Source organism: Larkinella humicola (assembly GCF_008727875.1).
GTDB lineage: Bacteria > Bacteroidota > Bacteroidia > Cytophagales > Spirosomataceae > Larkinella > Larkinella humicola.
The window spans coordinates 685,218-703,006 of the sequence record NZ_VTWS01000004.1; the positions used below are offsets into that span (position 1 = coordinate 685,218).

At 53.3% G+C, this 17,789-nt stretch carries 14 protein-coding genes; 5 read left to right on the forward strand and 9 right to left on the reverse strand.

The features are described 5' to 3' along the window. Window positions 1–8: 8 nt before the first annotated feature. The 3 genes from F0P93_RS18795 to F0P93_RS18805 all read right to left on the reverse strand — a co-directional run bounded on the left by F0P93_RS18795 (window position 9) and on the right by F0P93_RS18805 (window position 4,650). Window positions 9–989: a GDP-mannose 4,6-dehydratase gene (locus F0P93_RS18795; RefSeq protein ID WP_150878622.1), complete on the reverse strand. Its 981-nt coding sequence runs from the start codon at window positions 987–989 to the stop codon at window positions 9–11. 94 nt (window positions 990–1,083) lie between these two features. Further along, the gene (locus F0P93_RS18800; protein WP_150878624.1) at window positions 1,084–2,157 is read right to left on the reverse strand and encodes a GumC domain-containing protein; all 1,074 of its coding nucleotides are present in this window, start codon (window positions 2,155–2,157) and stop codon (window positions 1,084–1,086) included. Window positions 2,158–2,229: 72 nt separating this feature from the next. Beyond that, window positions 2,230–4,650 (reverse strand): SLBB domain-containing protein, encoded by a 2,421-nt coding sequence (locus F0P93_RS18805; protein ID WP_150878626.1) that lies wholly within the window; start codon window positions 4,648–4,650, stop codon window positions 2,230–2,232. Window positions 4,651–4,806: 156 nt separating this feature from the next. Between F0P93_RS18805 and F0P93_RS18810 the strand changes: the two genes are divergently transcribed. Continuing rightward, complete coding sequence (locus F0P93_RS18810; protein ID WP_150878628.1) at window positions 4,807–5,316, forward strand: gamma carbonic anhydrase family protein; 510 nt, start codon at window positions 4,807–4,809, stop codon at window positions 5,314–5,316. A gap of 159 nt (window positions 5,317–5,475) precedes the next feature. Next, entirely contained in the window at window positions 5,476–5,976 is a 501-nt protein-coding gene (locus tag F0P93_RS18815) for a Fur family transcriptional regulator (RefSeq protein ID WP_150878630.1), read from the forward strand. A gap of 18 nt (window positions 5,977–5,994) precedes the next feature. Here the strand turns inward: F0P93_RS18815 and F0P93_RS18820 are convergent, their stop codons facing one another. Continuing rightward, window positions 5,995–6,648 carry a DedA family protein gene (locus F0P93_RS18820; RefSeq protein ID WP_150878717.1) on the reverse strand — a complete coding sequence of 218 codons (654 nt, stop codon included), beginning with the start codon at window positions 6,646–6,648 and terminating at the stop codon, window positions 5,995–5,997. A 115-nt stretch (window positions 6,649–6,763) separates the two neighbouring features. Then, window positions 6,764–8,647 carry an ABC-F family ATP-binding cassette domain-containing protein gene (locus tag F0P93_RS18825; protein ID WP_150878632.1) on the reverse strand — a complete coding sequence of 628 codons (1,884 nt, stop codon included), beginning with the start codon at window positions 8,645–8,647 and terminating at the stop codon, window positions 6,764–6,766. 255 nt (window positions 8,648–8,902) lie between these two features. On the opposite strand from F0P93_RS18825, the gene F0P93_RS18830 reads away from it, so the two are divergent. From F0P93_RS18830 to F0P93_RS18840, 3 genes are all read left to right on the forward strand, one after another. Then, the gene (locus tag F0P93_RS18830) at window positions 8,903–9,898 is read left to right on the forward strand and encodes a formylglycine-generating enzyme family protein (RefSeq protein WP_150878634.1); all 996 of its coding nucleotides are present in this window, start codon (window positions 8,903–8,905) and stop codon (window positions 9,896–9,898) included. 67 nt (window positions 9,899–9,965) lie between these two features. Continuing rightward, on the forward strand, window positions 9,966–11,306 hold the full coding sequence (locus F0P93_RS18835) for a Gfo/Idh/MocA family protein (RefSeq protein WP_150878636.1): 1,341 nt from the start codon (window positions 9,966–9,968) through the stop codon (window positions 11,304–11,306). Window positions 11,307–11,703: 397 nt separating this feature from the next. Continuing rightward, window positions 11,704–12,690 (forward strand): FAD:protein FMN transferase, encoded by a 987-nt coding sequence (locus F0P93_RS18840; protein ID WP_150878638.1) that lies wholly within the window; start codon window positions 11,704–11,706, stop codon window positions 12,688–12,690. Window positions 12,691–12,723: 33 nt separating this feature from the next. Here F0P93_RS18840 and F0P93_RS18845 read toward each other — a convergent pair whose 3' ends face one another. The 4 genes from F0P93_RS18845 to F0P93_RS18860 form a co-directional block, all read right to left on the reverse strand. Beyond that, window positions 12,724–13,383, reverse strand: a complete 660-nt coding sequence (locus tag F0P93_RS18845) for a hypothetical protein (protein WP_225309548.1) — start codon at window positions 13,381–13,383, stop codon at window positions 12,724–12,726. Window positions 13,384–13,547: 164 nt separating this feature from the next. Then, window positions 13,548–14,141, reverse strand: a complete 594-nt coding sequence (locus F0P93_RS18850; RefSeq protein ID WP_150878643.1) for a Crp/Fnr family transcriptional regulator — start codon at window positions 14,139–14,141, stop codon at window positions 13,548–13,550. Between the two features lie 115 nt (window positions 14,142–14,256). Beyond that, window positions 14,257–15,462: an MFS transporter gene (locus tag F0P93_RS18855; protein ID WP_150878645.1), complete on the reverse strand. Its 1,206-nt coding sequence runs from the start codon at window positions 15,460–15,462 to the stop codon at window positions 14,257–14,259. A gap of 151 nt (window positions 15,463–15,613) precedes the next feature. Next, entirely contained in the window at window positions 15,614–17,776 is a 2,163-nt protein-coding gene (locus F0P93_RS18860) for a PepSY domain-containing protein (RefSeq protein ID WP_229315735.1), read from the reverse strand. Between the last annotated feature and the right edge of the window lie 13 nt (window positions 17,777–17,789).

A 17,789-nucleotide genomic window follows, 5' to 3' on the forward strand; every position in this document is an offset into this window, starting at 1 on the left:
TGTGAGAATCAGGGAGCAGCGGTCGGATGAAGAACGCCGGTGAGCTGGGCTTCGACCATCAGCCGGGCCACGTCCTCCATCTTGTGTTGGGCCTTCCAGCCAAAATGCCAGAAAGCTTTGGCCGGGTTCGCATTTCCTTCGGCCAGGTCGGTGGGCCGGAAAAACGAGGGGTCGATCTGCACGTGCTCCTCCCAATCGAGGTTGACCTGTTCGAAAACGATTCGAATGAAATCCTTCAGTTTCCGGGTGTGTCCGGTGGCAATCACGTAGTCGTCGGGCTGGGGTTTCTGCAGCATCATCCACATGGCTTCCACATAATCCGGCGCCCAGCCCCAGTCACGGGCAATGTCGATGTTTCCCAGCGTTAGTTTCTCGTTGCTGCCCTGCGCAATCCGGCAGGCGGCTGCCACGATTTTCCGGGTGACAAACCGTTCGGGCCGCAGGGGCGACTCGTGGTTGAACAGAATCCCGGTGCTGGCATACAACTGGTAGGCTTCGCGGTAATTGGCAACCTGCCAGAAAGCCGCAGCTTTGGCCACGCCGTAGGGGCTGCGCGGGCGGAAAGGCGTCTCTTCGTCGGCGGCCAGGCGGCCCGTATCACCGAACGACTCGCTCGAACCGGCGTTGTATAACCGGATCGGCAACTCACTAAACCGGATGGCTTCCAGCAAATTCAACGTTCCGATGCTGATGCTTTCGAGGGTCTCGACAGGTTGTTCGAACGACAGGCCCACCGAACTTTGCCCCGCCAGATTGTAGACCTCGTCGGGCCGGACTTTCAGCAACGTCTGCAAAACACTGCGGAAGTCGTTGATGTTGACCGACACCAGCGACACCTGCGACCGGATGTTGAGCCGGGTCAGGTTACTGAACGACGACATCTGGGCATCGCGCGAACCGCCATACACTTCATATCCTTTGGTCAGCAGTAAATGTGCCAGATACGCACCATCCTGTCCTGAAACCCCACAAATCAAAGCTTTTTTCATACGAGTTTTCAGTTTTCAGTTTTCAGTTTACGGTTGCTGACGCGTCCTGTAGTCGTATCATCAACAACCGTAAACTGAAAACCGTACCCTATTTTTACACCTGGCGATTCATTTTTTCCAAAATCGTTTTTCCCAACGTCCAGCCCAAACCCACCACCGCACCAGCCACCAAACCGGCCAGAACCAGCAGTGTGCGCCGGGGGCCGTTGGGCCGAAGCGGTATGCGCGGTGGTTCCAGCATCTTGAAAACCGGCGTTTCTTCCTGCACCCGAATTTTGGCCTGTTCCAACTGCCGGGATAAATCATTGTAAACCGTTTGTGCCAACAAAAACTCGGCCTGGAGCCGCTGCTCCCCGATCCGCGCCAAACCGCTGTAAAGGCTCCGGTTCCGGTCGCGGTAACTTTCCAGGTCATATTCCGCCGTCTGGTACCGGCGCCGGGATTGCTCGACCTGCTGGGTCAGGAAACGCTCCTGATTTTTGACTTTCTGCGTCCGGTAGCTGGTGATGTAGTGGGTCAGGTATTCGAGAGAAAACCGGGCGACGGTGGCCGCCACCACCGGGTCGGGCATGATCACTTCGATGGTTACCACCCCCGTGCGCCGTTCGTAGGTGGTCGTAATCCGGCTGGTTAGCATGGCCGCCAGACCCTCCTGTTCGGGCGAGACCTGCAACGCTTTGCTGTAATTTTTAGGATCGGGCAAGGCCACGGGAGCCGGTTTTGAGTCGTCGGCCGGGGTGTCGTCCGTGTTTCCGGTCAGTCGCTGAAAAGCCGTTTCCCGGCTGTGTCGTTTCAGGTAGTTCTGCAACGGCAGCACGGTTTTGTAGTGTTTGGAATAAACCGGTTGCTTCAGAATCTGGAGGGCAAACGGAATGCTTTGGAGAACTTCCGGGTAGAGATCGGGCCGGATGCCATCACCGGCGGCATTGTCCATGCTGATGCCGGCCAGCCCGGCCAGCGATCCGAGGTTTCCCATGCCGCCCGGACTCCCCGCCGACACTTCAGGCATCACGGTAACCTCCGATTTATAGTCGTCCGGTTTGGAAAAACCGTAATACAACCCTGCCAGGGCACCCAGCACGGCAAAAGCCAGCACGGCCAGGCGGCTGCGCTGTAGAAATTTCCAGAGGTCACCGGGGCGGATCTGGATGAGATCATCGTCGTCCATTTCTGGCCCTGTTGATGGTTTGTGCGTTGTTACTGACATGAAGCGACGTACTAAACGTGGCGCTAAAGATGGTTAAAATAACCGAACCAGGTTAATGATAACGGTGGTTAGGGTAATTGTCATTGTACCGAGCACGGAAATCAGGCCAATTCGTTCGCCGGGGGTGAGTGGTCGCTGATCATTCAGGGGTTCAAACGGGACGATAACGCGTGATCCGGGTTCAATTTTGGGGTATTTCCTGAAAAACAAAAACCGCTTGGTCCGGTCTTTCAGGCCATTGGCATACACCACATACGTTCTTTTTTGCCGGGCATTGTCGGTATAGCCTCCGGCCTGCGTCACGTAATCTTTAAAGCTGAATCCTTCCGTATAACTGATCGTTGACGGATTCAGAACGGCTCCCTGAATACTGACGGTTTCGGGCCGTTTCGGAATAATCAGCGAATCTCCAACTTCCAGCAGCAAATTACCCGAAACCCCCGGGTCTTCCAGAATCGCTCCCAGATCGGTTGCAATGGGGGTGCCGCGCCGGGAGAACCGGGCTCCCGGCAGAAAAGCCCCGGCTTTCAGGCCGCCCACCCGCCGAAGCACATCCGAAATCCGTTCGGAACGCGACTCGATGGCGTAATTCCCGGGGTGCATCACTTCGCCAAATACCGCCACATTCTGCTGAAGTTCGTAGCGGGGCGACGTTCGGACGTACACTACATCAAAAGGCCTGAGGGGAAACCGCGCATCCGCCGGGAGTAGGTTCAGGTTGCGGTCAATCGAAAACTGAAAAACCTGAACGGTTTCGCCACCGGTCATTTTGGTCGTATCTTCCCGAATCCGCCGGGCAATCTCAATGCGGTTGGGGGTAGCGCCCTCCTGAAAACCGCCCGATAGCGCAATTAAATCGGTGACGGTCAGGTTGGTTACGTACGGAATGGTATCCGGCCGATTCACCGCTCCCTCGATGCTGACGTAATACGGTTCGCGCAAATCGCGGACCGAGTAAATGTGCACGCTGTCCTGCCGCGCCAGCGGAATGTCTTCCGTTTCGTTCCGCATCAGCCGCCCCACATCGAACGGAATGGCCTCCAGATCGGTGTTTTCGCGTTCGCGGTACAAAACCGCCCGGTTCAGGAAAGCGTCTTTCCGCAGTCCTTCGGCCCGGCTGATGAGCGAACGGACGGTCGTGATTTCGTCGCCCAGCGCATAATCGCCCGGTCGCATGATGGCGCCCGACACCTGAACCCGGTTTTCGTACCGGTTCAGAATCTCACCAGTCGTGTATTTGTCGCCGGACTGCGGAATGAAGGTCGCAATCTGATCCTGTGTGATGGTTGAGATTCGCAGTTCGCGGGGCGTATTCCGGCGCAGGGTGATCGAAAAGGTGTAGGCCCGATCCGTAAAACCGCCCGCAAAACTCAGGACATTCTTGAGCGTTTCGCCGGATTTTACTTCATAAATGGCCGGCCGTTTAACCTGCCCGACCATTTCAACGCGAACGCCGTAGTCATTAACCCGAATCACATCCTGATCCAGCAGCCGGATGTCGTCTTTTTTATCGGCCCGCAAAAGGTAGTCGTACAGGTCGATGGTCCGGACGACGCGGTTGTTGCGGATCACCTGAATATCGCGGAAAGAGCCGGTTTCGGGGTTTGGGCCGCCCGCCAGATACAGGGCGTTGAAAGCCGTTGAGAGCGACGAAAGCGTGTAGGTCCCGGGCATGACGACTTCGCCCACCATCGTGACACGGATGCTGCGGATGTTACCGAGGGTTACGGAGGCATAGGTGCCGCTGTTGGGGCGGTTCAGGCCCTGAAAAGCCTGCCGGAGCCGCCCGACAATCCGCTGTTCGGCCTGTTCGATGGTGAGGCCGCTGACAAAAATGGGCGCCAGGTTCAGCATCCGCACCGAGCCTTCGGGACTAACGCGCAGCCGGAAACTTTCAGTGGAATTGCCGTATATTTCCACTACCAGTTCATCGTCAGGGCCTACCACGTAATTCCGGGGGGTAGCAATCCGGAGGTTCGGCTCAAACGTAAGAGCCGTTCCCTGAAACAAAGCCGCGCCGAAAATATACGGTCGCCGGATGGTATCCCGGCGCAGCAGATTCAGGCTGTCGCCCAGTGCGTATGGTCGTTGCGAAAGCGTGCCCTGCTGCGCCCGGTTAATGAGTGTATCGACGGAAAACTGCCCGGTGCGGTTCGATTGCTGGCGTATTTTTGCCATGCGTTGCCGCATTTTGGCAATATCGGTCAGCGTATACCCCTGTGACATAGCCGCTTGCTCGATTTGCATTTCGGTGAGTCCGCTGCCCTGTGCCCGTTGATAAAATTCAATAATCTGCTCGTCGTTTAACTGATCGGCCCGCGAGGGTTGCTGGGCAAAACCGGCAGTGACAGCTATCAACAGGAAAAAGAAAGACAGCGCGGGCAGTTGTCGAAACAACAAAAACGAGGAGTCACGGGGAGTTAACCAGTATGATTGTGTTCTGCTACGGTTCATGCAGTGAAAAAAATCTGACCCACAAAGTTACGAATTGATTGATTCTCTGCCGCTTTTTATAGTCAATGGTCCAAAAGTGGCTTTTTAATGGAAAAAACCGCTATTTAGCCGAAGTGTTTTCCGAAATAATATCCGAACAAATAGAATATATCCAAGATGGCTCTGATAAAATCCGTTCGCGGCATTCATCCGAAAGCGGGCGAAGAATGCTGGTTTGCCGATAATGCAACGATCGTTGGGGAAGTCGTGATGGGGCGAAATTGCACCGTCTGGTTCAATGCCGTGGTGCGGGGCGATGTGAACTCGATCACAATGGGGGATTATTGCAACGTTCAGGATGGAGCGGTTATACACTGCACCTACCAGAAATTCAGAACTACCATTGGCAGCTATGTTTCCATTGCCCACAACGCCATTGTCCACGGCTGCACGATTGAAGACCAGGTTCTGATCGGCATGGGAGCCATTGTGATGGACGGAGCCGTGATCGGAACCGGTTCCATTGTTGCCGCCGGGGCCATTGTGACCCAAAACACGGTCGTGCCGCCAGGCACAATTTATGCCGGTAATCCCGCCCGGTTTTTGAAAGCCGTTACACCCGAACTGGGCGAGGTTTTTATGCGAACGGCCAACAATTATGTGATGTACGCCAAGTGGTATCAATAACTTGTAAAACTCCTTTCTAAAAAATATTGCATCGCATTGGTTGAGGTCGTATATTTGTTTGAAATTAGTCTAAATAATTTTAGGGATTTTTTTGTTGACCAGCGGCCGGTTTTTACGCCCTCTGCCTGGGGATTTAGAAGCCGTCTCGGCCTTATTTTTATGGCGAACCTAACTCCATTGATTACGACAGCCCGAACAAAACTGGAAGAATATTTACTCATGAAAGGGCTGCGCCGGTCGTCGGAACGGTTTGCCATTCTGGAAGAGGTGTATTCGCGCAATGACCATTTCGACGCCGAGGAATTGTATCAGGCGATGAAGGAACGATCATTTGCCGTTAGCCGGGCCACGGTATACAACACGCTGGACGTGCTGGTGGATTGCGGGCTGGTGAGCCGACACCAGTTTGGCGATGAGGATAATACGAAAAGCCGGTTTGAAAAATCACTCGGACGGCAGCAACATGCGCACCTGATTTGTGTCAACTGCCACCGCGTTATGGAGTTTTGTGATCCGCGTTTGCAACTGATCAAAACCACGGTCGGCAATACGCTGCAATTTCACGTCGAATCACATTCCCTGGTTTTTTACGGCGAATGTGCGGACGAAGCCTGCGTGGCGCGGACGAAAGCCGCAGCAGCCAATGCCAACATAAACTAGCGGAACCGCCTGATTGGATTATTCGCTGACGGTTTCTTTTTCCTGCTTCATTTCTTTCCGGGCGTTGAGGTAGCCCCGAATGACCGTGAAAGTGGTAACGGCCAGGAAGAAAATGATGATGTAGTGGACGTAATCGACGATCCAGGGGAATTTTTCGCCAAAATAATACCCGCCCCCCACCAGCGAGACCACCCAGATGGCTCCCCCGATAACGTTGTAAAGCATAAAATACCGCATATCCATCCGAATCAATCCGGAGAGAATGGGCGCAAACGTGCGGACAATGGGCAGAAACCGGGCCACAATCAGCGTTCGGCTGCCGTATTTCAGGAAATATTCGCGGGTGGTTTCAATGTATTTTTTCTTGAAAAACAACGAATCCGGGCGGTTTTGCAGCCGCTCACCGAAATACCGCCCCGTGAGATACCCTACCAGCGACCCCACCACCGCGGCCCCGAAAATGCAGAGCAGCAACAGCCACAGGGGAACGGCCAGAATTTTGGTGCCGGCAAAAACGCCCGACAGAAACAGCAAGTAATCGCCCGGCAGGAAAAAACCGAAAAAGACACCGTTTTCGATGAAGATAATCAGGGTGATCAATACCAGCCCGCCCGTCCGAATGATTTCCTCGGAATTGAGTAAGTATTGGAAAAATTCGGCGATCTGGTTCATCATTGAAATGAGTGAATGAGTGAATGAGCGAATGAGTGAATAGATCGAAGATCACGCTTTGAACTAACGGCACTGCGTCAGCTATTCACTCAATCACTCACTCGCTCATTCACAATTAAATATAGTCCGCCAACTCAAGCCAGCGGTCGGATTTTAGGGAAATTTCCTGTTCGATTTGCTCAATTTGCCGGGCCCAGGACGTCAGCTCTTCGTGACTCTCGGAACCGGTATTCAGTTGATCCAATAAACCGCTTTTTCGTTGTTCCAGTTCCTCAATTTCTTTTTCTAACGTTTCATATTCCCGCTGCTCCTTGAAAGACAGTTTTCGCTTGGTTTCCGGCACCGGCGCAACGGGTTTACTTTCTGGAACTGAGACGGTTGGTGCAGCCTTTGGCTTGTCGGCGGTTTTGCGATCGGCGGGCTGACTGGCTTTCCGTTCGCGGTAATCGGTGTAATTCCCCGGAAAGTCGCTGATTTTACCGTTGCCTTCAAAAATAAAGGCGTGATCGATCAGCCGATCCATGAAATAACGGTCGTGGGATACGAGCAGTATGCAGCCGGGAAAATTCAGCAGAAATTCTTCCAGCACGTTGAGCGTCGTAATGTCCAGGTCGTTGGTCGGTTCATCCAGAATCAGGAAGTTGGGATTTTGCACCAGCACCAGCAACAACTGCAACCGCCGTTTTTCACCGCCCGACAGTTTGTGGACGTAATCGTACTGCTTGTTGCGGTCGAACAGGAAATGCTGCAAAAATTGCGAAGCCGTCACGGTTTCGCCGGTTCCGAGTTTCATCACTTCGGCCACATCCTGCACCACGTCGATCACCCGCTGGTTATCGGGCAGCACCAGATCCGATTGCGTATAATAGCCAATTTTGACGGTTCCGCCGGTGCTGATGATGCCCGAATCGGGGCGCAGTTCGCCCGTAATCATGTTCAGGAGGGTGGTTTTGCCCATCCCGTTTTTCCCGATGATGCCGATGCGGTCGTTCCGCCGGAAGGTGTACGTAAAATGGTCGAGCAGCACCTTTTCGCCAAAGCGTTTGCTGACGTTTTCCATTTCAATGATTTTGCTGCCCAGCCGCGCCGTACGAATGTTCAGCTCCAGTTGGTCGTTGCCCAGTTTGGTGTGCGCTTTGGCGTTCACCTCATCGAACGCATCGACCCGGTATTGCGCTTTGGTGCCGCGGGCTTTGGGTTGCCGGCGCATCCAGTCCAGTTCGCGCCGGAAAAGGTTTTTCGCCTTGTCTACCTCAGCCGCCAGGATGGCCTGCCGCTCCGCTTTCTTTTCCAGGTAATAGGCGTAATTGCCTTTGTAGCTGAACAGCGTTTGCTGGTCGAGCTCGACAATCTGGTTGCACACCCGGTCCAGAAAATACCGGTCGTGCGACACCAGCAGGAGGGTGGAATTGTTGGTCGACAAGAAGTTTTCCAGCCACTCGATGGTTTCCAGATCGAGGTGGTTGGTTGGTTCATCCATGATCAGCAAATCCGGGGCTTCGATCAGCACCTGCGCCATCGCCACCCGTTTACGTTGCCCACCCGAGAGTGTGGAGACCTGCTGGGTGACATCGTGAATGCCCAATTGCCCCAGAATCTGCTTCAACTGCGTTTCATAATCCCAGGCCTGAAGCGTGTCCATTTGCTGCATGGCCCGGTCGAGCGCGTCGTGATTTTCGGACAGCAGGGCTTTTTCATACTGCTCAATCGCGAGCAAAGCCGGATTGTCGCCGGTTAAAACGACTTCCATCACGGTCAGATTATCATCCAGTTGGGGCTGTTGTTCCAGAAAACCGACGGTGATGTCTTTCCGGATGCTGACCAGCCCTTCGTCGGAAGGCATCAGCCCGGCCAGAATGGATAATAAGGTAGATTTGCCCGTACCGTTGGCACCAACGATGGCGACTTTATCCCCCCGGCTCATTCCGAACGTTACGTTACGGAATAACCATTTGTCGCCGAAGGATTTGGAGAGATTTTCTGCTGATAGATAATTCATTGTCCGCAAAGATACGCATCCTGAACCGGATCGCCGAAGTAAACTACGCGATGGGAACGCGGATTGAACGGATCAAAACGGATTTGCACAGATAAAATCCGTTTTGATCCGTTCAATCCGCTGCATCCGTGTTCCTATCTCGTTTGATGATTGCATCAGACAAGCCGCTGTATGGTAGAATTTCCGGTCTAAAAGTGGTAAATTTCCGGTCTGGTTTTCTTTATACATTTTAGAGCTTAATTCATTACCCCATTCATGCAAAAATTCATTGCTCTGTTCGGTGTAGCGTGTATCATCTCAGCGAGCAGTCTGGCCCAGGTAACCGACGATGTAACCAAATCCTATACCCAACCCATTCCGGGTAGCACCCAGGTCTATGATCTGGTGGCGATTCCGGGTGGGGAATTTATGATGGGAAGTCCGGCTGCGGAAAAAGGCCGCAAACCCGACGAAGGGCCGCAGCACAAAGTGACGATCGAGCCGTTCTGGATGGGAAAGATGGAAGTGACCTGGGATCTGTTCGATCTGTTTGCCTTCAAAAACATGGAAAAGGAAATGGCAAACCGGACGCCCGGTTTCGATTTAGCTAAAACCGATGCCGCCACGCGACCGAGTCCACCGTACGTGGATATGTCGTTCGGAATGGGTCGGGAGGGGTATCCGGCCATCAACATGACGCAATATTCGGCCATTCATTTCTGTGCGTGGCTGTACGCCAAAACCGGCGTTTTCTACCGTTTGCCCACCGAAGCGGAGTGGGAATATGCCTGCCGCGCCGGAACCAAAACACCGTATTCGTTCGGTGCCGATGCCAAACAATTGGGCGAATATGCCTGGTTTACCGGCAATAGCGACGGTTCGTATAAGCAAGTTGGCAAGAAGAAACCGAATCCGTGGGGATTGCACGATATGCACGGCAACGTGATGGAGTGGACGCTGGACCAGTATTACCCGGATTATTACGCCAAAAAAGCGAAAGGCGAAGTGAAGGAACCGTATGCCAAAGTGACGGAGCTGTATCCGAATGCCGTGCGGGGTGGCTCGTGGGACGATGATGCGCCCGTGTTGCGCTCAGCGGCCCGAACGCCGTCCAATGCCTCCTGGAAAATGCTCGACCCGCAGGCTCCCAAAAGCGAGTGGTGGCTGACGAGTGCGTCGTTTGTCGGTTTCCGGGTGGTTCGTCCGGCTAAAAAACCGTCGGAAGAAGAAATTAAGGCGTATTACAACCCGCCGTTGATTGAGGAGTATTGATTACCAGTTGCTTGTAGAATGCCTGTTAGTAGACGCTATTCATCTTATTTCTAAACCTTGTTTCCTTATGTCAAACGAATCAAACCGCCGGGACGCCGGCCGCCGGGAGTTTCTGAAACAATCCGGCCTGCTCACGGGCGGAGCCCTGTTGACGACTCTGCCTTCTTTTGCATCTTCCTATGGTTTCAACAACTCGGCTGATGATACCATCAAAGTGGCACTCATTGGCTGCGGTGGCCGGGGAAAAGGTGCTGCGCTTCAGGCCCTGAAGTCCAAGCAGAATGTGAAAATCGTGGCGATTGCCGATGCGTTCCGTGATCGCCTGGACGACGCGTATAAAACTTTAAATCAAAATCCAGAGCTGGCGAAGCGGGTCGACATTCCGGAAGAACGCAAGTTTGTCGGGTTCGATGCGTATCAAAAAGCCATTCCCCTGGCGGATGTGGTGATTCTGGCAACTCCTCCGGGTTTCCGGCCGATGATGTTTGAAGAAGCCGTGAAGCAAAACAAACACATCTTCATGGAAAAACCGGTAGCCACCGACGCACCGGGGGTTCGCCGGGTGCTGGCGGCTGCGGAAGAAGCCAAGAAGAAAAAACTGAACGTGGTGGTGGGTTTGCAACGCCATTACCAGCCGAACTACCGCGAGATGGTCAAGCGCATCCACGATGGTGCGCTGGGCGACATCATCGGAGGCTCGGTCTATTGGGTAAGCGGGGGCGTTTGGGTAAATCCGCGTAAGCCGAACCAGACCGAGATGGAACACCAGATGCGGAACTGGTATTATTTCAACTGGCTCTGCGGGGATCATATCAACGAACAGCACATCCACAACATCGACGTCGCCAACTGGGTAAAACGCGGTTATCCGGTTTCGGCGCAGGGAACGGGTGGCCGTCAGGTGCGTACCGGCAAGGAGTACGGCGAAATTTTTGACCACCACATTGTCGATTACGTTTACGAAGACGGAACGCTGATCAACAGCCAGTGTCGCCACTACGAAGGCACGTTTAGCAAAGTGGACGAAGCCTTCCTGGGTACAAAAGGCCGCGTTGATTCCTTCGGGCGACAAAGCATCCTGAAAGACCACAAAGGCGGTTCGATTTATACCCACAACGGCAAAGGCGACGGCGATCCGTACCAGATCGAGCACGACGAATTGTTTGCGGCCATTGCCAAAAACGAATACAAATTCTGGGATGCCGAAAACGGAGCGAAAAGCACGCTGACGGCTCTTATGGGCCGGATGGCGACGTATTCGGGCAAAGTGGTGAAATGGGACGAGGCTTTGAACTCGAACATCAACCTGTTTCCCGAAAAACTGGCCTGGGATGCGAATCCGAAACTGTTACCCAATGCGGACGGTTTTTATCCGATTGCCGTTCCGGGCAAAACCGTGGCAGTTTAGTTGCGTAAAAACTATTTTGAATGCAAAAAGGGAGCCGACGGCTCCCTTTTTACGTACCCAGGGTCGGACAGCCGTTGCCGCTTTAGTCCGTGTTTTTTGCCGGAATCACACGGACTAATTGATTGAAATTTTAACGCGAACTATGAGATGATACCTTTGCCTATCAGTTATTTAAGTGCCAGCGGCACGTAATGTTAATAGGAATGGGTATTCTGAGAACTCCAGGCGTGCCGATAGGTACGCAACTAAGCCTATATTGCGTACCTATCGGCACGCCTGGAGTTCTCAGAATACCCATTCCTATTAACATAGGACCCCTCCGGGGTCAATAATCTCACAGTTTGCGTTAAATTTCAATCAATAAGTCCGTGGGTACTTGAGTTTCGCTTTTTGCGGTATGAAACAAGTCCTAGTCCTCATCTTCATTTTATCAGGATTCAGCACCACGGCCCAGGTGTTGCGAAAACGGACCGTCAAATTAATGGGCAGCCGGTTTGACATCACGCTTGTGGCTCACGACTCTCTGTCGGCGGAACAAAACATTGATGCCGTAATTGCTGAAGTGACGCGGATTGAGAATCTGATTTCGGACTGGAAAGACGATTCCCAAATTTCCCAGGTCAATAAAAACGCTGGCATCGCGCCGGTTCGCGTGGACGCGGAGGTGTTCGCCCTGACCGAGCGGGCACTTCATTTTTCGAAAATAACGAAGGGCGCTTTCGACATTAGTTTTGCCGCGATGGACCGAATCTGGAAATTCGACGGTTCGATGACGGAAATGCCCGGACCGGAAGCGGTTAAGAAATCGGTGGAAAAGGTCGGCTATGAATATATCGTATTGGATCGGGCGCGGTCTACTATTTTTTTAAAACGGAAAGGCATGAAAATTGGGTTCGGTGCGCTGGGCGAGGGCTATGCCGCCGACCGCTGCCGCGACCTGATGCTGGCCAAAGGAATCAAAGCCGGAATTGTCAACGGTTCCGGGGACATGAGTACGTGGGGAAAACAGCCGGACGGCAGCGATTGGACCATCGGCATCACCAACCCGATCCGGAAAGACACGGTTTTCGCCATCGTGCCGCTGCGGCAGAGCGCCGTGGTGACCTCCGGAAGTTACGAGAAATTTGTGGTGTTCAACGGCCAGCGGTATGCCCACATCATCAACCCGGTAACGGGCTATCCGGCTACGGGTGTGTGCAGCGTGACGGTTTTTGGCCCCAGTGCCGAAACCGCCAACGGGTTCAGCACGTCGCTGATGGTGCTGGGAAAAAACGCGGGACTGAAACTGATCAATCAGTATCCCGACTACCGCTGCATCCTGATCACCGACGACGGCCGGATTTTTTCGTCGCGAAATCTGGATGTTACCAAGTATACGCTTTAGGGGGGGGCAACTGGAGGTTGGTAACGGGCGGTTTTACGGCTGTTGGGTAATCTTCAAATCCGTGAAATAACCTTCGGTGCCCACGTCAACCCACAGGCCGACACCGCCCCCCGATGCAGCAGCACCGTGTTTCAGGTCTTTCACGATCAAGGCAGGTTCTTTCGCATTGTTCAGATACAACTTCGCTTCCGGCCCGCTGACGACAATTTTTAGGGTTATCCACTCATTCAGGGCCATGTCTGCGTACGATTCGTAGCGTTCCGGGGCTTCTTTCCGCAAGCGATCAAACTTATAATCCGGGTAGGAGTAGTATTGAATGGCGTGGTTGCGCCTGACCTGATCGTCGGCCCTGCCATTGGTCGGGCGGATGTAGATGCTCTCGTAGGTTGAATTGGTGTCGTTGATCCGGAACGCAACGCCGATAAAGCCCCGCGCCAGTTCCGGGGCGTTCCGGAGCAGCCGGCTTAACACCTTGACTTCTAGGGTTCCGTTGCTGAAAGTGACGTCTTTTATCCGGACAAAGGTAGGTTCGTCCACCTTTGTGACCGATGAATCTTTAACGACTCTAACGGCTTCTTTGCCCATCACGCGTCCGAGCGAAATCGCTACCTGATTCGGCACCAGCTTAGCCCGATCCAGCGTAATCGCCTGGGCGAACAGGTTGGGATTGATAAATAAAAGGATGATTATCAAAGTTTTTGTTCTGCGTTTCATGCTTGGGTGATTTCGTGGGAGAAAAAAAGCATTAGTGAGCGACTTTCGATTCGGTGATTTTTGACAGGGTCGGACCCTGCAAAGATCCGCCGGAATGCCGGAAGCGACGCATAAGGTATTTTAAGAAATACCCTTAAACTAGTTTAAGGATGCAGCGGTCCCGAAGCCAGGTCTTTCCTGATTTTACTCAGGAATTCAGGGGTAATGCCCAGATACGAAGCGATTTGCGTGTTGGGGAGTCGTAAGGCTAGTTTAGGATACTGTGCCAGAAAGGTGAGGTAGCGCTCCTGCGCCGTTGAACTGATGGTTTGCAACACCCGGTTCTGGAGTTCCACGTATTTGTTCTCAATGATGACTTTGAAGATCCGGTCTAGCTTAGGCAGATTCGTATAAAGAAAGTAGAGGTCCTGCTTTTCGATCTGCAGAACAACGGAAGGCTCAATGGCTTCGATAAACAACCCACTGGGTTGGCCGGAATGAAAGCTGCCAAGGTCGGCGATCCAGTCATTTTCCGCAGCAAATTGCAGATTATGTTCGGTTCCTTTCTGGTCGACGGCAAACATTCGAAAACAGCCTTCGACGATGAATGAATAGTGTTTGCAGGGAAAACCTTCCTGCAGAAGCGTCTGTCGGCGCTGGATGGCGCGCTGGTTGACGCGTTCGGGCAGAAGATGCTTTTCACTTTCGTTGAAAGGAATGTAACTTTCGAAGTGATCGATCAGGGGCTGAAGGTTCAAGCTGGTAATCAGGTAGTGAAAGATGTTTCAAAGACGGCTTCCGTGCCAAAAAAGTTCAGCCGCTGAAACCATTGCCTGAGCGGACAAACCTGAAATCGTTCCGATCAACGCTTTTCTAGGCGGTTGTTCGATTCGCTTCTCCTTTGACACCATAGCTCACTGCGACTGTGACCAGCAGCAAGGTTACGAATCCAAATGCGGTGGATAGGGAAAAATGTTGCGCGATAAAACCCAATAAAGCCGGCCCGGTCAGTAAACCCGTATACCCGATGGTTGTAATGGCGGGCAGACTGGTCGTTGGCGGAATCCCGGGCAGTCGGCCCGCTTCACTGAAAAATACCGGCACAATGTTGGCCGCGCCAAGTCCAACGAGCACAAAACCTGCCATGGCTCCCGCTACCCAGGGGCTCCACACGGCCAGAACCAGGCCGGCGGCACCGATTAGGCTGCCACCCACCACAACGGTTTTGCTCTTTAAACGTGCCACGAGTTTATCCCCCGCTAACCGCATCGCAGCCATGGCAATGGAAAAGGCCGCGTAGCCCGCCCCCGCAAACTCCGGGGCGATTCCTTTGATGTCCCGCAGAAAGATCGCGCTCCAGTCCAGAATGGCTCCTTCGGCCAGAAAAACAGCAAAGCACAGCAGGCCCAGATACAAAACCGGGGCACGCAATCCGCTGAATCGCCGAATCCCCGCTGTTGACCCCTCATCCGGTGGCGAGAACCTAGCAATGGCCTGTTGTTCAGTCTCCAAAGGAAACAGGTTTTTGTACTGGGTCAGGGTAATCAGGATCATCAGGACGGCAATACTGACGATGGCGTAAACCGGATTAAGGCCCAGTTTCATCAGAAAGCCTAGACCCAGGGAGCCAAACAGCCCACCCACACTAAACAAGCCATGCAAGGACGACATGATTGGTTTTCCGAAAAGGTTTTGCACTTGCACGCCGTGCGCATTCATGGCTACATCGATCGTACCAATGCTTGAACCGAATACAAAGAGAGTAACCGCCATGGCCGTGGTAGAAGAAAGAATCAGCAGAAGCGGCAGGACCAGAGCCATCACCAGCCCGGCACCAGCCATAACCCTGCGGCTGCCGAAGCGGTTTACCAGCCAACCCGAGGTCGGCATCATCAGCATGGAACCACCCCCCAGCAACAGCAGTAATAAGCCCAGGTTGGCATCGTTTAACGCTAACCGATCTTTGGCCAGGGGAATCAGGGGTGCCCAGCTCGACATACCCAGCCCACAAACCAGAAAGATCAACTGCGTGGCTTTTCGGGCCTTTGATACATATTCTGCTGGTAAAACCATATCCATAAAAATAAGGGGGAAGGAGGAAAACCAGGGTTTGAATCGTTCTGGTTTTTCTCTAAAATAGCGTATTGTGTTCAGATAATCGCGACCAGATTCCGGTCCAGAGAAATCAACTGCCAGGGACGATGAAAGGTTATCGCTGATGGCCACAGCCTCAATAACAGTCCATCAGAATCTGGCTGTGTGACTGGTAGAAGCTGACGCTTTTGCCCGTTTTCGTCTGGCAAATGGTTTCCAGCAACGCAATGACGTCTTTTTGCATGGAAAGGGAGCCGCAAATCATAATCACCCCATTGGTAACCAGTATATTACCAATAAAATCCGCATCCTGCGCAATCAGGTCGCTGACATACCGTTTTTCACCCTCGCGCGAATACGCCAGGTGGAGATCCGTGAGTTTTTGCACCGACCGGCTTTCTTCCAGAAAATCCCGGTAAACGTCGAACGAGGCACGGTACCGAAAACCGCCGTACAAATGGCAGGGCGTTCTGTGTTTATTCTGGCTGATCATCCCCAGAAACGGCGCAATCCCGGTGCCGTTGGCAATCATGACCACGACCGGGGCTTTTTTGGGGAAATGGAAATGGTCGTTGCTGACAATCCGGGCGTGAACGGTTTCGCCGGGCGTTAAGGCGTGCAGAAAGCCGGAACCCAGTCCGCCCGGTTGCAGCCGGACGCTCAATTGAAGCTCGTCGTCCAGGACACCAATCGAATACAGCCGTTCGCGGTGGTCGTTGGCGGGATAAAGGGCCAGCAGATCGCCCGACGTAACCTCCTGACTGTGTTTGCTCCGTAAACGAATCAAAAACGTGCCGTCGGGCTGGGCGGTTTTGGTGTTGCTGGTGACGATCAGCGTTTCAAGCGGGAGCGCCGGAGCTTTTAGCAATTCACCTGAAACCGGCATCGGCAGATTGGTTTGCTGCGACCAGGCTTCGGCCCACAAGCCGAACTCGGCCGGCGACTTGTCATTGACGGTATGAATATCGACCAGCGGAACCGCCCACGATTGCCGGGCCAGCAACTGGTTCACTTCAAAGGCAAACTGACAGAAATCAGGGTAAGCATGTGATCCAAAACCGAGGACGGAATAGCGAACGGGATGCGGTTGCGGGTATTTTTCAATCCGTTTCATAAACCGGGTAGCATTGGTCGGCGCGTCGCCCAGCCCGTAGGTGGCTGTCAACGCGATCAGGTAGTCGGCTTTTGGAAAAACCGTGTAGTTATTGAACTCGGTCAGAAAGGATTTCTCTCCTTGCTTTAGTAACTGCTGGTGAATGGCCTGTGCAAACCGGAAGGTGCTGCCGTTTTCCGATCCGACCAGAATAATAAACCGGCTCTCGTCGGCTGAATAGTTATTCTTTTTGACGCGGTTGGCCCGTCGTTTCCAGGTAATGGCAAAACCGGAATAGATGAAAAAGAGGATATTCCCCGACGCCACGGCCAGGATGATGGCCCAAATGGCGCTCGTCCGGCCGGTGTGCAAATCCAGACTCAGATTGGTGAGCAGGACGGCGGTGGGGTACCGGTTTTCGCTCAGGATGTCGCCGGTAATCTGGTTGACCGTAATCTCCCGGTCTTTGAGTTTCAGCGTGTAATAATCCTCGACGTCTTCCGAAAACGGAAATTCGAGGGTCTGCACGTCCGCCAGCCGCGTGTTCTGAAAAACCGCAAAGTCGGCCAACTTTCGTTCGGGTTTTGCCTGGATAGCGTCGAAATCAATGTTGGGAGAAACTTTCTCCGTTCCGACCAGACCAAACCGGGCCAGGGAAAGGTAGGTTCCCGAAAGCGCAATGAGGAAAATCGGAATCAGCGACAGCCGCCCCAGCACAACGTGGTAGTACTGGGCAAAATTATCCCTTACGATCCGGGTAAAAAACCGCCTGACACCCCGTTGACGCTGAATGATGAGCATCGTGCCGGAAATCGTGATCAGCAGCAGCAGAAAAGCGGTCAGTCCGATGAAAAACCGCCCGGCTTCGTGCAGAAACAGTGAGCGGTGCAGGGCCGTTATCCACTGGAAGAACTCACTTTGCGGGCTGGGAATTCCCAGGCTTTTACCCGTTTGCGGATCAACGAAAGCAGTTAAGTTTTTGCCGTCGGCATCGCTGCCTTTGATCTGCACAAATTGGTTGGCGTCGACGCTCAGCTCACTGATTTCCGCAAAACTTTTTTTGAGCACCGGCAGTGTCTGGGCCAGGGTAAGCTGGCTAACGGCATCGACGCGGTAGGGCTGCATTTTCTGCGATATGGGTTCGAACGCCAGAATAATCCCCGTTACCGACGCCAGCGTAAGCAAAAGAAAAGAAGATACAGCCAACGCTAAGTGGCTG